Below are 14,212 nucleotides of genomic sequence, written 5' to 3' on the forward strand. Positions count from 1 at the left end.
GCCTCAACGCTAACAGATGCATGCATTGATAGATGCATCAAACGCAAGGGACGCTCCCTGGCCTCGGAAGGGTACTGGGTGGCAGACAGATAGATGTCAACGATCTTTGACATAGACATGTCAAGAATGCTTTACTTTTATATGTAAAGAATCGTTGACATTGCACCATTGGCATCAGGCAGCAGGCTTGAGGAGGCGAAATGGAAGTTCAGACCTCGAGCCTCAAGCAGATCCGCAAGGCGGCCGGCTTCACACAGGCTCAACTTGCTCAACTCACGGGCGTATCACGCCAAACCATCATCGCCACCGAGCGCGGCGACTACGCGCCCAGCGTGTACCTGGCACTGCGGATCGCCAAGGCTCTCGAGACGACAGTGGAAGAGATCTTCTCGCTTCAGGAGGAATCATGACCAACACTGACAATGCGGCCAAGCCCAACGCACTGGCCGACAGGATCGCCGGACTCGACGATCCGTCGATGGGTGACGAGCGCGAGCGGGACGTCATCCTCCGGGCGTACATGTTCGGCTCTGTCATCTCCATGTTCGTCTTCCTTGCCCTCGCTGTTCTCTTCGCTGTCATCGGGGCAGGATTCTGGACCATCCCTCTGATATTCGGCTCATCGGTGCTGAGTTTCGCCGTATCCAGTTACTGCAAACGCGAAGGCGTCGACTTCGAGCTCGCGACGGCACGCGCCGCACCGAGGCGTCTCGTCATCTCCTACCTTGCATGTGGAGCGTTCGCCATCGCTTGGGTAATTGCCATCGGGTTCCATCAGACCACCGGGCACCCACTGGTCGCAGCAGGTCTGGGGTCGAGCGTGGAAAGCGCCAGTGGGAGTTCAATCGTGATCGGCGGGCTCGTGGGAGTGATCATTGCCATCCTGGCGATGACAATCTCTCGCCAACGCAAGCTCAAACAGGCCCGCATCGAAGCCGAACGAGCTTCCGAGATCGAGGACGAGGACTGAACCCCGCATCGCCAGCAGCAAAACCACCCTCTGCAGCGGGGTGATCCGGCGGCAGATGTAGGCGATGCGAGCGGAGGCCGGGAGTGTGCAGTTGCCCGCCTTCGACGGCTCAGTTGCCTGTGACCATCCGGAGCGGGGCCTGCCGGGCCCCGGGGCTGCGGGGTTGCCGGGCCGCCGGGCCGCCGGGCCGCGGGGCCGCCGGGCCGCGGGGCTGTGAGCGGCCTCGTCGTGGGCGGACGAGGTATCCGCCGTCTGAAATGCCTCCACCGCCCCTTGTCGGCTAATGTAGTGCTCGGCGCCGTTCAGGCGCTCAATGCCGAGCAGTCGACTGGAGGACATGCACGAGCGCCCACGGTCTGGGTACTCGGTCATGTGATCAATGTGGAATCAATCATCTGGAGCGCCATCGCCGTCAGCTTCGTACTCGGAATGCTGACGAAGGCCCTGCCACGAGTTCCCGGCACACTCGTCGGTTCAGCCTGGGGAGCCTCAGCACTGACAGTCACCGGGGTCCTCTTAGCGAAAGATGCCTCCGATGCGGGCATTGAACTCTTCGGCATAGGGCTCGTGGCGACCCTCCCCGCATTCATCACGGGACTCGTCCTCGTCGATTTGGTCACGGATTGGAAGCGCGCACTCGCAGCGTGAAAGCTGCCGGGTCACTCGAAGATGCTGAAGTTCCCGCGGAAGACCGCGTTCGGATCTCACTCCTCCTTGAGCCGACGAAGCCGCACCAGAGGGCGGCGGTCTCCTGCAGCTCTCCGGTCTTGACCCCCGAGCCGATCGATGCCGTGCGCTGTTCGGGGTCGATGACGACCTCGTTGAGTCGGGCTGTTCGCAACAGTATCGCGCCGCTCGCTCGTCCGGTCGCACCGTGACCGCTCGGCTGGATGGCGATGGATTGGTCGGATCCCCGGGCGAACTTCACGAGGCCGATGATGTCGTCGACGTCAGCGGCTTCGACGACGGCGAGAACGTCTTGGTCGATGGCGCGATTCCACGGACGGTGGGCCTCGTCGAAATCCCGGCCGCCGCATACCTCGCCGACGAGGTGGTCCATGCGATCTACCTGTTCCGATTCACCCAGGACAGGGTGTCCTCCGTGGAGGTCATCGCCGACGAGGAGATCCTGGCCCGCCTCAACATCACCCTGTGAGTGCCGAAACATCTCGTTACAGCGGATCTATCGTCACCGCTCAACACCCGGAGTGCTGAATCGTCGTGTTGCAGCGGGATGATTCAGCACTCCGGGTAGTTGCGCTGCGAGCGACTGCGAATCGGACCGCCGGCCGCACCACCGCACCGCGCCGCCGGCCACACCACCGAACCTCACCGCGGGCTGCAGCCCGCTTCACTCGACGAGCTTCCCGACCTGGCTGATCTCCTCGGTGCGCATGAGCTCGGCGATCTCGGGGTCGGCTCGCGGAATGTCTTCGCGGACCACACCCGTCGAAGGTGCCCAGACGAGGTTGACCTGCAGGCTCTCATCCTGCTCGGGGTAGTCGCTGCGGTTATGGCAGCCGCGGGTCTCCCTGCGTTCGAGCGCGCTTTCGAGGGTTGCCCTGGCCGCGAGCGCCGAGGATTTGAGGTCGAAGGCGTGGGAGAGGTCGGAGAATCCGGCGATGTCAGGGTGGATGCCCACCTGCCCCATCCGTGCCTCGATGCCGGCCAACTTCTCGAGTCCGGCCATCAGTCCCGTCTCGTCGCGGACGACTCCAGCATGGGCGGTCATGAGATTGCGGATCTCACGCTGCAGGGCTCGAACGTTCTCCGTGCCCTCGGATGCGAGCAGATCATCGATCTCAGTCCGCGCCTCGGCGATGGCGGACTGTGACCGCACCTGTGCACTCAGGTCAGAGGAGTGCGCAACGGCGGACCTGCCGACGATGCGCCCGAAGACGAGGAGTTCGATGAGGGAATTGCCGCCGAGGCGGTTGGCCCCGTGGAGGCCGGACGAGGCCTCGCCGATGGCCCACAGGCCCTCGACATCGGTGCTGTGATCGACCGGGTCGACCCACACCCCGCCCATCGAATAGTGCGCGGTCGGGGCGATCTCGATCGGGCTGACTGTGATGTCGAGCATCTGCGTCTCCATCATCGTCTGGAACACTCGTGGAAGCCGGTTCATGATGGTCTCGCGCGGCAGGTGGGACACATCGAGCCAGACGCCGCCGTTCTCGGTGCCACGTCCTTCGGCGATCTCGGTGTAGGCGGCCAGGGCTACGCGGTCGCGGGTGGACAGCTCCATGCGGTCGGGGTCGTAGCGTTCCATGAACCTCTCCCCCAGACCGTTGCGCAGGATGCCGCCCTCACCGCGGGCGGCCTCCGAGACCAGGGTGCCCGCGGCGTTTTCGGGTTCGATGATGCCCGAGGGGTGGAATTGGACGAGCTCGGCGTCGCGCAGGCGGGCTCCGGCTTCGACGGCCAGGCGGAAGGAGTCGCCGGTGTTCTCGTCGCGGCGGGATGAGGTGCGGCGCCAGATCCGGTTGTGGCCACCGGCGGCGAGGATGACGGCATCGGCGTGGATACGGTAGGTCGTGCCGTCGATGACGTCGAAGCCGAAGGCGCCGAAGATGCGGCCGTCGGCGACGAGGAGTCTGGTGATGTAGACGCGGTCGAGGATGGGGACGTTCAGGGCCTCAGCACGATGAATGAGGGTGCGCTGAATTTCAAGTCCCGTGTAATCGCCGGCGAAAGCGGTGCGACGCCAGGTGTGGGCGCCGAAGAAGCGCTGTGAGATCCGACCGTCGTCCTCCTTCGCGAAGTCCATTCCATATCGCTCCAGGTCGGCGATGCCTTGGGCTGCTCCCTGGGTGACGATTTCGACGGTTCGGGGGTTGGCGAGGTCATAGGATTCCTTGATCGTGTCGGCCGCGTGCTGCTGCCAGGTGTCGTCGGGGTCCATCGTGGCCAGGGCCGCGTTGATGCCGCCGGCGGCCAGCGAGGTGTGGGCGTCGTCCTTGGGTCGCTTGCCGACGGCGAGGACGTCGGTGCCGGATTCGGCGACCTCGATCGCGGCGCGCAGGCCGGATCCGCCGGTGCCGATGACCAGCACCGAGGTGGAGATCGTGTGTTCTTTGGTGCGGGCATTTCCCTCTGTGGAGTTCGGCCCCTGTGTGGTGTTCATGTCTTCCACGCTAGGCTCGCCGCCGGCATGCGTCCAATGTATTGTTTCGCTTGAGTTGATAGCTATACGCTATGGACATGAATTTGGAACAGCTCGCGAGCTTCGTCGAGGTCGCCGCCACCGGGCATTTCACGAAAGCCGCCGCCACGCTTCACCTGGCACAACCGTCATTGAGCCGCCAGATCTCGACGCTGGAGAGAGAGCTCGGATCCGAGTTGTTCCATCGCGCCCATGGACACATCAGTCTCACCGCTGCGGGCGAGACGCTGCTGCCGAGTGCGCGACGGATGCTCGCCGACGCCGAGGCGGTCCGCCGTGACATGGATGAGCTCGCAGGACTGCGCAAGGGTCGGATCCGCCTGGGTGCGACCCCGACGCTGTGCGTCAGCTTGGTCGCCGAGGCGATCAGCGGGTTCCACCAGGAACATCCCGGGGTCGAGCTCGAGCTCGTGGAGAAGGGGTCGAGGGAACTCATCGAATCCCTGGGTGCCGGTGAAGTCGACCTTGCGCTGATCACCCGAACGCTGACTCCGGGCACGCAGATGCCGAGGCTGCGGATGCAGCCGGTGCTGAGCGAGGACCTCGTTGTCATCGCCGCAGCGGACGGAGGCCTTCTGTCAGGTGACACGGTCACTTTGGCAGAAGTTGCCGCACTCCCCCAGGTGCTGTTCCATCACGGATACGATCTGCGCGAAGCCACCTCGGCGGCCTTCGATGCTGCAGCACTGGCACCGAACATCGTCGTCGAGGGTGCGGAGATGGATGCGGTCCTGCGCTTCGTCGAACGCGGGCTGGGCATCGCGGTCGTCCCGGCGATGGTCCTCGTCGACCGTCCCCGCCTGACCTCGGCACAGCTGGTGGAGCCGAGCCTGAATCGGACGGTCAGCCTCGCCACCCGCGCGGACGTCCGGCCGACCAGGGCCGCCTCGGCGATGGAAGCGACGATCCTCAACACAGCACGGGCACTTACCGCCGACGATACCGGACTTGCGGCGCATGTGCGCTTGGTGGGGTGACTCGTGCGGCTGACGGCACGCAATAGGGCTGAACTGGCAGCCGCCACTCAAGAACAAAGGTAGGTCGAGGTGTCGACTGAAATCACTTCCAGCGGTGGACTGCTCAGGAGGCTGGGTACGACCGACTGTCGACCAACCCAGTCGGCCACGTCGGAATCTATTTCGCGGAAGATCTGATCGAACTGACTGAGTCTCGTTCCGAGCCCGGTCGTGGTACTGAACACTGGCTCCCAGTGAACGAGGCGATTGCGAGACCTATTGAGCTTGTCCATCGCATCATGCAAATGACCTCTGGTCCTTCCGGGAAGAACGTTGCTGAGAATCGGCGTCCAAATCGTGGCTTCCCGCTCTGGGCGCGTCAACGCCACCCAGAAGCCAAACGTGAGGTTCGCAATCACATGACCAGGGGTGCGCGCTGGAGCCCGCTGCATTGCCATCCGCAAACTTTTCCGTGATGAGCTATTGGACCTTCTTTGCTTTTCACGAGTTTTCGAGATGCCGTCTTCTTCGCTCCACAACGAACTTGTGGGTATTGTCCACTCCGAAGCTGCGTAGGTGAGCTCAGACCTCCGACTCAGCTAGGCACCATACGGATTGAGATTGGATGGCTATGTTCGCTTCGGCGGACGTAGCCACTTTCGTACCCTCTCCTGCCTACGTATGCGCGGTCGGCAGGAGGAACGGCGACTGTTGCTCAGAACCAGGCGTCGGCGAGCAGCTTCAAGGAGCGCTCCGCCACTGCGGGGTCGTAGGCGTAGGTGATGGTGATGAGCTCGTCGGCACCGGTGCGCTCGACGAACTCCGACATCTGGCGGGTGGCCGTCTCGGGCGAGCCGACGGCGCTGATCTGGAGCATCGGGTTCTCACCACCGCCCTCTACCTCTCCTGGATCGATGGGCGGCTGCAGCCGACGGCGGCGACCACGGCCGATGTCGGCGAACATCTGCTTGACCGAGGTGAACTCGCGCTGGGCCTCTTCGTCCGTCTCGGCCACTATCACGTTGATGCCGGCCATGACGTAGGGCTTGTCGATCTGTGCGGTGGGCGCCTCGGTGGTGAACGAATCGCGGTAGACGCGGATCGCCGCGTCGATCTGATCGGGAGCGAAGTGCGAGGCCAGTGAGAACGGCAGCCCGAGCTGACCCGCGATCGCGGCACCGTTCGTCGTCGACCCCAGCACCCAGATGGGCACATCCGTGCCGGCCGAGACCGCGGACTGGATCGGAGAGGTGTGGGCCTGGCCCTCGTCGCTGAACCAGCCCTGCATGTCGTAGATGTTCTGCGCGAACGACTGCGGCTCGGCCGAGGACCGACTCAGCGCCTGCGCCGTCATGCCATCGGTGCCGGGCGCACGGCCCAACCCGAGGTCGATGCGGTTGTCGTGGATGTTGGCCAGTGTTCCGTACTGCTCGGCGACCATGAGCGGAGCGTGGTTGGGCAACATCACTCCGCCTGAGCCCACGCGAATCTTCTCGGAGACCGATGCAGCCTGCGAGATGAGCAGCGATGTGGCGCTTGCGGCCAACCCCATGGTGTTGTGGTGCTCAGCGAACCACAGACGGCTGTAGCCTGCCCCATCAGCAACACGTGCCACGCTCATCGACGCATCGATGGCCTCACGAGCGGTGGACCCTTCGCGGATAGGAACGAGATCGAGAATATTCAGCGGAACAGACAAAGTGATGAGGACCTTCGGTCGAGGGTGCGGGTGAGTGAGCTAAAACGTCAGTTGTCATCGGCAACAGCACTGGCGCACTGTTCTATTCCCGAGATGATCGCTGCCGAGCCGCCTGTGTGCGCGTCCAACCGCAGGACGACCCAGCCTGTGTGCGCCAAGCCGCAGGAAAACCAGCCTGTGCGCGCCCCGGGTATTGCCCACTGTGTCACAGTGGACAAATAGATTGATCAACTTACTTGTATGGTGTAAAGATGCCCGACCCCGATCTTGCTGCAGAATTTCGCAGCGCACTACGCCCACTCGTCCGCCGTTTCAACCGGGAGCGGACCGTCTCACTCGGGAAGTCCGGCATCCTCAACCGCCTGAACGAGCAGGGCCCGGCCACGGCGTCCGAGTTGGCAGCGTCGGAGCGCATCACACCGCAGGCAGTCGCCGTGGCACTGCGCGAACTCGAAGAGCTCTCATTCGTCGCCAGAGCTCGGGACGAGACCGACCGCCGCAAAGTGCTCGTCCAGATCACCGAGGAGGGCCGCACCTCACTCGAACGCGAACACGCGGCCGGCACGCAGTGGCTCGCCGATGCTCTGGCCCAACGGCTCGATGACTCCGAGCGGGAAGTGCTGTCTTCGGCAGTGCCCGTGCTGCGCAAGCTCATGCAGGAGACTGTGGATGAGTGAACGGGCACAGGGCAGTCGCCTGCTCCCGGCGCTCGTCTATGCGGCGCTGTCGACGGCGATCGTCAGCTCGCTGGGGATGCTGCTCGTACCCACGATCTCCTCGGAATTCCACGTCACGATCAGCACGGCGCAGTGGATGCTCACGATCAACCTGCTCGTCGGTGCGATCGTCACCCCGGTGATGGGGCGGCTGAGCGACGGCCCGCACAAGAAGAGACTCCTCGTCGGCGCCCTCACCACCATTCTGGTGGGCTCGATCATCGCTGCCCTCGCCGACACCTTCGCCGTGTTCCTGATCGGTCGTGCGCTGCAGGGACTCAGCTACGGCATCGTGCCCATGACGATCGCACTTGCGCGCCGCTACATGCCAGTGGAGAGAAGCACGCAGGGGATCGCCAGCCTCTCGGTGACGGTGGCGACTGGGATGGGCATCGGATACCCACTGACGGGACTCATCGCGGGAACACTCGACTACCAGTTCGCATTCTGGTTCGCCGCCGCATTCATCGTCTCGGCCATGATCGTGGTCACACTCGCCGTTCCGTCAGGCCCGGACGATCGGGCACCTCGGGTCCGATTCGACGTGCCGGGGGCGACAGTGCTCGCTTTCGGACTTGCGGCACTGCTGCTGGCCGTCAGTGAGGGAGAGATCTGGGGGTGGGCCGCTCTGCCGACGCTGAGCTGTTTCGCGCTGGCCATCGTCCTACTCACGGTCTGGGCCCTGCTGGAGCTGAAGGTGCGACATCCGCTGATCAATCTTCGAGTCCTCCGCAGCCCGGATGCACTCGTCGCGAACCTGACGGCCATCACCCTCGGTACGGTCATGTATATGGTGTTGTCGATCGGCAGCATCATCGCACAGGCGCCGGACGAGACCGGTTACGGCATCGCCCTGCCGGTGTTCTGGGCCGGGTTCGTGATGCTCCCGTTCTCGGTCGGCAGCTTCACCGCCAACCGCATCGTGCGTCGCCTGGCGAAGCGGATTCAGATGACTGCGCTGCTGCCTTTGGGTGCGTCTCTGGTCACTGCGGCGTCGCTGCTTCTGCTGTTCGCGCACAGAGAGCTCTGGGAGATTCTGCTCGGCATGTTCCTCATCGGAATGGGAGTCGGCACGACCTATGCGGCGATGCCCGCGCTCATCGCGCTCACCGTCGCCACCGATGAACTGGGCAGCGCGGTCAGCTTCAACCAGGTTCTGCGAACCGTCGGCGGCTCATTCGGCAGCGCCATCTCCGGCGCGGTGCTCGCCGCACACCTGGGATCGGACGGCCATCCGACGGCGAGCGGCATCTTCCTGGCACTGGCGATTTCAGCGATCGGATGCGCTGCAGTGCTCGTCGGACTGCTCATCGACCGGGCCCGCGGAACACACGAAGCCGGCTGACATCGACGCACGCCCGATCGCCGTCGACCCACTCCCCGGAGCGCCGTCGACCCACTCCCCCCGAGCGCCATCGACCCACTCCCCGGAGCACCGTCGACCCGCACGGAGCGCCGTCGACCCACTCCACAGTGAGTCACACACCCCGGTTGAGGCTCACACTGCCAATAGAGATGTGCGTGGATGGCAAGAGCGGAGCCCCGGAAGGATTCGCTCCCGGGGCCCCGCAAAGCTCTCGCCGCTGCACCCCAGTCGACCCTGAAGTCGCGGACGGCAGACACAGCCTCAGCCGATCATGGCGACTTACTCGTCCTTCGGACCGTCACCCGAGTCATCGCCCTTGGTGGTGCCGGGCAGACCCTGGGCCTTGCGCCGCATGAGGAGGACGACGATGACGATGATGGCCACGCCGCCGACGGACAGCAGAACGATCATCGGCGTCGACATGCCGGAATCGCTGCCGGTCGATTCGCCGATCTCTCCGCGCTCCTCGGTGTCCTTGCCGGGTTCGTCGACGACCCCGCCGCCGAGTCCGGCCTGTGAGGACTCCTCGACCGAACCGCCGGCACCCTCGGAGTCGGCGATGGTGAAGTCGAAGTCACCGGAGATCGGGTGACCGTCCTGCGACACTACGCGCCAGGTGACCTTGTAGTCGCCGGGCTTGAGGTTGTCCGGCAGGGCAACGGTCAGCTTCTTGCCGTCGACGGCAAGCTCACCGGCGGAGACGTTCTCGCCATCGATGACGACCTTGACCTCGGAACCGACCTCCTGAACCTCACCGGAGAAGGTCATCTCGATCCATTCCGGCTGCTGGTCGACCGTCGATCCGTCCTCCGGGTTCGAGGACACGAGCTGGTCGTGAGCGCTGGCCGGGGCAAAAGCAAAGACACTCAATGCAGCCACCAGCAGGGCAGCGAAGCCCAGCTTGAGAGCGGACCACTGTGTTCGAGTCATGTCAGTATTCTCCTTCAACAATTACCTTCAGTATCACCCAGTCGGCTCGGCCAGAGAGTGCAGATAGTCTGTGATTCCCGGCACGGACACTTCTATTGTCTCAAGAGTTTCTTCGAAATTCTTCAATTCCCCCGCCCACGGGTCGGGGACGTCCGGTGCCAGCTCGTCGGACCTTTCCTCCCGAGCCACCCGCGGATCGAAGTCGCGCAGCATACGCAGCTGCGGACGCACCTCGGCGGGGAGGTCTCCGATGAGGTTCTGCAGAACACGGTGATGCCTGCCGGTCATCGCGATCGCCACGTCACGATCGGCCAGCCACTCGGGGGTGATCTGTCGGGCCACATGATCGTCGGTGCGGTATCCGGCTGCCCGCAGCACCCGCGCCTGCTGGGGATCGATGGGATTGCCGGCCTCCTCGTCGCTGATGCCGGCCGAGTCCACGACCGCCTCGGCGCCGTCGATCTCCAGGTGATGCCGGAGCACGCGTTCGGCCGTGACCGAACGACAGATATTGCCCGTGCACACGAACACCACGGATGCCACCCTCATGCATTCCTCCTGATCGAACCGCGTCCCACTGTGTGAAGAACGCTGCGTGAAAATCCTGCGGGGTCCGACGCATCCGCACCGGTTCCACCCGCCCATTCTGCCTACCGATCACGATACTGTTGCACCATGACATCTGTTGCATCGAGCGCTTCGGCGCGCCCTCAGGACGATCTGTTCCGCCACGTCAACGGCGAGTGGATCGACTCATTCATCATTCCCGACGACCGCGCCGGCGACGGTGCGATGCGCGAACTCTTCGACACCGCAGAGGCCAAGGTCCGCGACATCATCGCCGCGGTCTCCGACTCCCCGCAGGAACCGGGCAGCGAAGGCCAGAAGGTCGCCGACCTGTACTCCTCGTTCATGGACCTCGACCAGATCAATTCGCTCGGCGTGAGCCCTCTCAATGCCTCGTTCGCCGCCATCGACGCCGCCGAAGACAAATCGGAGCTGGCGAACCTGCTCGGTCGACTCGAGGTCGAAGGCATCGGCGGACTCCTCGACGGCGGCGTCACCGCCGACGCGAAGGACTCCGACATCTACGCCCTCTACCTCGAGCAGGGCGGCATCTCCCTGCCCGACGAGGACTACTACTTCAACGACGACCACGCCGAGGTGCGCGTGAAGTTCGTCGACCATGTGAAGAAGATGTCCGCCCTCGCCGGACTCGGTGCCAAGAGCGACATCTCCGACGCCGAGGTGGCCGCCAAGGTGATGGCGTTCGAAACCTCCCTGGCCCGCCACCACTGGGACCGGGTGGCCTGCCGCGATGCGGAGAAGACCTACAACAAGGTCACGCTCGATCAGCTGCGCGAGCTGGGGCCGGGCTTCGACTTCGACTCCTGGCTCTCAACGCTGGCCGCCGACGTCGACGGTGAGCTGCCCTACCTGATCATCAGCCAGCCCTCCTTCGTCACCGGCATGGCCGAAGTGTGGGAGCGCACCGATATCGACACGATCAAGATCTGGCTGCGCTTCGCCGTCCTCTCCGCCACCGCCTCGCTGCTGAGCGACGAATTCGTCGAGGAGAACTTCGACTTCAATGCCCGCACCCTCTCGGGCACCCCTGCTCTGCGGGAACGCTGGAAGCGCGGTGTCGGACTGGTCCAGGGCCTCCTCGGCGAGGCTGTGGGCAAACTCTACGTCGCGCAGGAATTCCCACCGGCGGCCAAGGAGGCGATCGACCACCTCGTCGAGATGCTCATCCGGGCCTACGACAAATCGATCAACGAACTCGATTGGATGAGCGAGGAGACGAAGCAGAAGGCGCTGGTCAAGCTCTCGAAGTTCACGCCGAAGGTCGGCTACCCCGAGGTGTGGCGCGAATACCCGGCCGCGATCGACTCCTCCGACCTGGTGGGCAATGTCCGCCGCTGCGCCCGCGCCGAGCATGTGCGCCAGATCAAGCGCATCGGCAAGGAGATCGATCGCACAGAGTGGCTGATGACGCCGCAGACGGTCAATGCCTACTTCCACCCGGTGATGAACGAGATCGTCTTCCCGGCAGCGATCCTGCAGCCGCCGTTCTTCGACGCCTCCGGTGACGTGGCGGCGAACTTCGGAGCCATCGGGGCGGTCATCGGCCACGAGATCGGTCACGGCTTCGACGACCAAGGCTCGCGCTATGACGGCGACGGCAACCTCGTGGACTGGTGGACGGCCGAGGACCGGGAGCGTTTCGAGGAGCGCACCAATGCGCTGATCGCCCAATACGAGGCGCTGGTTCCCGATGGGCTGGACTCATCGCAGCACGTCAACGGTGCGCTGACCGTGGGCGAGAACATCGGCGACCTGGGCGGACTGACCATCGGCTGGAAGGCCCTCGAGCTGGAGCTGGGCCGGGTGCCCTCCTCGGACGAGGCCACGACGTTCTTCGAAGCCTGGGCCAAGGCGTGGCGGGCGAAGATGCGCACCGAGGAGCGCGTGCGTCGGCTGAGCATCGACCCGCACGCACCGGAGGAGTTCCGCTGCAACCAGGTCGTGAAGAACATGACCGCCTTCCACGACACCTACGGGATTAAAGAGTCCGACGGCATGTACCTGCCGCCCGAGGAGCGCGTCACCATCTGGTGAAGGTGGCGTGCAGGCGGACTTCATCCTGGCAACCCGAAGGGCGCTGGGCAACCTTTAGCCGGGTTGCCCGGCGCCCTTCGGGCTGCTGAGATTCGGGGTGCTGACGGCCCCTCAGCGTTTGCCGCCACGACGCAGCACCGCATGCTCCTCAGAGCCGCCGGCGCCTCAGCGGGTGCCGCCGGCGACTCAGCGGTGTTGGCGGATGAGGCTGACCATGCGGTAGTCGAATTCTTCCCAGCTGTTGATCGGTGCGTCTTCCTGCATCGCGGCGTCGAACTCGTCGATCTCGTCGAAGTCCGACTCCAAGGGGATGTCGTAGGGCATCTCGACGTAGAGGAGCCCGCTCGCATCGGTGTGCACGACGTCGAACCCGGCGCTCTTCGGCGCGAGCTCGTTGTTCATGACGATGAGCAGTCTGCCGTCCGAGCCCGCGTACTCCTCCTCGATGCCGTCGTCGTATCCCTGGGATTCGCGCAGTTCGCGCTGGGCCGTGATGACGAACTCGGCATAGGCACCGATTCCGACGACCGGGATCCGAGAGGTCAACGCCTCGGTTGCGACTTTGACCAACCGTGACCGGGCCCTGCGCGTCAGCGGGGTGGCGTCGGCGCCGGACATCGCGACACCGTCGTAGCCGACCAGGGACTGCTGGATGTCGTCGTGGTTCGGGTTGAGCAGCGTGATGTCGAGGCCGAAGCGGGCGTACCACGGCCGGGTCACCTTGGCGCTTTCCTCATCCCACCACACGTAGAAGAGGAAGGGCACGTTGATGCCCGCTTCCGAGAAGTAGAACGGCGGCGTCCGCTCACCCGCAGTGACCTCGAACGGAACGATGTTGCCGGCGATCGGTGCTGGGCAGGTGGCGAAGGCGGTGAACGCGAAGGGGTAGTCGACGGCACGGTTGAAGTCGACGACCAGCGAACCGTCCTGGTTCGGCACACCCAGGTCGAGGGTCCTCCACGCGGGTGTGCTCACTCCGTTCGTGGAATCGTGGAAGTCCAGCTGCAGGCCGGTGGCGGGATTGCCCGTAGCCAGCAGCCGCACCTCGCCGGCCTCACTGGTGAATGACACGACTCCGACGGCCGGGGTCTCCACCTTCAGGTCGTCCTGCGCCGTGTTGATGGGGTGCACCTGAGGCGTCTCGAACGGCGTGAATTTGCCGAGGAAGACGAAGTCGGGATTCGGATCGAAGACGGGAACTTCGAAGAATTTACCCAGCAGCGGCGACTTGGAGTCGCGCACCCGGATTCCGATCCGACCGGCGCGGTCGATGAGTTCGTAGAGCACGTTGCCGACCGTGAACCACTGGAGAGATCCCCCGGTCGGCAGCTTCGCGCTGAATCCGTTCTCTTCGACCCGCGCCTCAGCGTTGGGAATCTCACGGACCATCGGCATCGCCGTGGTGTCGCTCGGAACCGATGCCGAGCTGGTGGCCGAGGGACGACTGGTGCCGGAACCCGCCTCGGCGGTCCTGCTCATGAGGTCCAAGGTTGCCGCCGCGGGACCGGCCTTGGTTTCGGGCTCGAGGTCGACGCTGACCCAACCGCCGTCGACGGTGAAGGTTCCGGGGGCATCGGGCCAGGTCGTGGTCTCGTCGAGCCAGTGCAGGCCGCTCACGCTCAGCCATCCGAAGGGAGTCGCCAGGGCCGAGTTCCTCGAATCCCGCCATGTGTTCCATTCGGTCACGAACTGGTTCACTTCGAACACTCCCTGTTTCACTTCTCGCTGCTGGTACTCAGATCACGGACGATGAAGCCCGAGCGGTCGATGGTCACTGCGGCTCCGGC

The 14,212-nt window shown here is 64.4% G+C and carries 14 protein-coding genes; 8 read left to right on the forward strand and 6 right to left on the reverse strand.

Translation table 11 applies throughout. The features are described 5' to 3' along the window. The first annotated feature begins 200 nt into the window (after window positions 1-200). From BKA07_RS00370 to BKA07_RS00380, 3 genes are all read left to right on the forward strand, one after another. Window positions 201-410 carry a helix-turn-helix transcriptional regulator gene (locus BKA07_RS00370; RefSeq protein ID WP_167949129.1) on the forward strand — a complete coding sequence of 70 codons (210 nt, stop codon included), beginning with the start codon at window positions 201-203 and terminating at the stop codon, window positions 408-410. Next, window positions 407-970, forward strand: coding sequence for a hypothetical protein (locus tag BKA07_RS00375; protein ID WP_167949130.1), 564 nt, complete (start codon window positions 407-409; stop codon window positions 968-970). Before BKA07_RS00370 ends, BKA07_RS00375 begins: the two co-directional genes overlap by 4 nt. 381 nt (window positions 971-1,351) lie before the next feature. Continuing rightward, entirely contained in the window at window positions 1,352-1,618 is a 267-nt protein-coding gene (locus tag BKA07_RS00380) for a hypothetical protein (protein WP_167949131.1), read from the forward strand. Here BKA07_RS00380 and BKA07_RS19865 read toward each other — a convergent pair. Then, window positions 1,587-1,898, reverse strand: coding sequence for an FAD-binding protein (locus BKA07_RS19865; protein ID WP_425339302.1), 312 nt, complete (start codon window positions 1,896-1,898; stop codon window positions 1,587-1,589). The two genes, BKA07_RS00380 and BKA07_RS19865, sit on opposite strands and share 32 nt — an antisense overlap. On the opposite strand from BKA07_RS19865, the gene BKA07_RS19100 reads away from it, so the two are divergent. Then, window positions 1,845-2,126, forward strand: coding sequence for a hypothetical protein (locus BKA07_RS19100; protein ID WP_245161779.1), 282 nt, complete (start codon window positions 1,845-1,847; stop codon window positions 2,124-2,126). The genes BKA07_RS19865 and BKA07_RS19100 overlap by 54 nt on opposite strands. Before the next feature lie 195 nt (window positions 2,127-2,321). Here the strand turns inward: BKA07_RS19100 and BKA07_RS00390 are convergent, their stop codons facing one another. Further along, the gene (locus tag BKA07_RS00390; RefSeq protein WP_167949133.1) at window positions 2,322-4,097 is read right to left on the reverse strand and encodes an FAD-dependent oxidoreductase; all 1,776 of its coding nucleotides are present in this window, start codon (window positions 4,095-4,097) and stop codon (window positions 2,322-2,324) included. Between the two features lie 77 nt (window positions 4,098-4,174). On the opposite strand from BKA07_RS00390, the gene BKA07_RS00395 reads away from it, so the two are divergent. Beyond that, a complete protein-coding gene (locus BKA07_RS00395; RefSeq protein WP_167949134.1) occupies window positions 4,175-5,113 on the forward strand; it encodes a LysR family transcriptional regulator in 939 nt (312 codons plus the stop codon). 694 nt (window positions 5,114-5,807) lie between these two features. Here the strand turns inward: BKA07_RS00395 and BKA07_RS00400 are convergent. Next, window positions 5,808-6,791: an LLM class flavin-dependent oxidoreductase gene (locus BKA07_RS00400; protein WP_167949135.1), complete on the reverse strand. Its 984-nt coding sequence runs from the start codon at window positions 6,789-6,791 to the stop codon at window positions 5,808-5,810. Between the two features lie 251 nt (window positions 6,792-7,042). Here BKA07_RS00400 and BKA07_RS00405 point away from each other — a divergent pair, with 251 nt between their 5' ends. Beyond that, on the forward strand, window positions 7,043-7,468 hold the full coding sequence (locus BKA07_RS00405) for a MarR family winged helix-turn-helix transcriptional regulator (RefSeq protein WP_167949136.1): 426 nt from the start codon (window positions 7,043-7,045) through the stop codon (window positions 7,466-7,468). Beyond that, the gene (locus BKA07_RS00410) at window positions 7,461-8,852 is read left to right on the forward strand and encodes an MFS transporter (protein WP_167949137.1); all 1,392 of its coding nucleotides are present in this window, start codon (window positions 7,461-7,463) and stop codon (window positions 8,850-8,852) included. The genes BKA07_RS00405 and BKA07_RS00410 overlap by 8 nt, the downstream gene beginning before the upstream one ends. 300 nt (window positions 8,853-9,152) lie before the next feature. On the opposite strand, the gene BKA07_RS00415 is transcribed toward BKA07_RS00410, so the two are convergent. Continuing rightward, window positions 9,153-9,803, reverse strand: coding sequence for a copper resistance CopC family protein (locus BKA07_RS00415; protein WP_167949138.1), 651 nt, complete (start codon window positions 9,801-9,803; stop codon window positions 9,153-9,155). Window positions 9,804-9,836: 33 nt separating this feature from the next. Continuing rightward, complete coding sequence (locus BKA07_RS00420) at window positions 9,837-10,352, reverse strand: low molecular weight protein-tyrosine-phosphatase (RefSeq protein ID WP_167949139.1); 516 nt, start codon at window positions 10,350-10,352, stop codon at window positions 9,837-9,839. Window positions 10,353-10,478: 126 nt separating this feature from the next. Here BKA07_RS00420 and BKA07_RS00425 point away from each other — a divergent pair, with 126 nt between their 5' ends. Beyond that, the gene (locus tag BKA07_RS00425; protein ID WP_167949140.1) at window positions 10,479-12,425 is read left to right on the forward strand and encodes a M13 family metallopeptidase; all 1,947 of its coding nucleotides are present in this window, start codon (window positions 10,479-10,481) and stop codon (window positions 12,423-12,425) included. A gap of 186 nt (window positions 12,426-12,611) precedes the next feature. Here the strand turns inward: BKA07_RS00425 and BKA07_RS00430 are convergent, their stop codons facing one another. Beyond that, complete coding sequence (locus BKA07_RS00430; RefSeq protein WP_342448946.1) at window positions 12,612-14,123, reverse strand: DUF1684 domain-containing protein; 1,512 nt, start codon at window positions 14,121-14,123, stop codon at window positions 12,612-12,614. Window positions 14,124-14,212 lie beyond the last annotated feature (89 nt).

It is taken from the genome of Brevibacterium marinum, from assembly GCF_011927955.1.
In the GTDB taxonomy this organism is placed as follows: Bacteria; Actinomycetota; Actinomycetes; order Actinomycetales; family Brevibacteriaceae; genus Brevibacterium; species Brevibacterium marinum.

What these genes read in the sequence shown, in the direction of transcription:
- BKA07_RS00420 (WP_167949139.1), bottom strand. Translation starts at nt 10,352, where the DNA reads ATGAGGGTGGCATCCGTGGTGTTCGTGTGCACGGGCAATATCTGTCGT.
- BKA07_RS00375 (WP_167949130.1), top strand. Translation starts at nt 407, where the DNA reads ATGACCAACACTGACAATGCGGCCAAGCCCAACGCACTGGCCGACAGG.
- BKA07_RS00370 (WP_167949129.1), top strand. Translation starts at nt 201, where the DNA reads ATGGAAGTTCAGACCTCGAGCCTCAAGCAGATCCGCAAGGCGGCCGGC.
- BKA07_RS00395 (WP_167949134.1), top strand. Translation starts at nt 4,175, where the DNA reads ATGAATTTGGAACAGCTCGCGAGCTTCGTCGAGGTCGCCGCCACCGGG.
- BKA07_RS00425 (WP_167949140.1), top strand. Translation starts at nt 10,479, where the DNA reads ATGACATCTGTTGCATCGAGCGCTTCGGCGCGCCCTCAGGACGATCTG.
- BKA07_RS00405 (WP_167949136.1), top strand. Translation starts at nt 7,043, where the DNA reads ATGCCCGACCCCGATCTTGCTGCAGAATTTCGCAGCGCACTACGCCCA.
- BKA07_RS00415 (WP_167949138.1), bottom strand. Translation starts at nt 9,803, where the DNA reads ATGACTCGAACACAGTGGTCCGCTCTCAAGCTGGGCTTCGCTGCCCTG.
- BKA07_RS00410 (WP_167949137.1), top strand. Translation starts at nt 7,461, where the DNA reads ATGAGTGAACGGGCACAGGGCAGTCGCCTGCTCCCGGCGCTCGTCTAT.
- BKA07_RS00390 (WP_167949133.1), bottom strand. Translation starts at nt 4,097, where the DNA reads ATGAACACCACACAGGGGCCGAACTCCACAGAGGGAAATGCCCGCACC.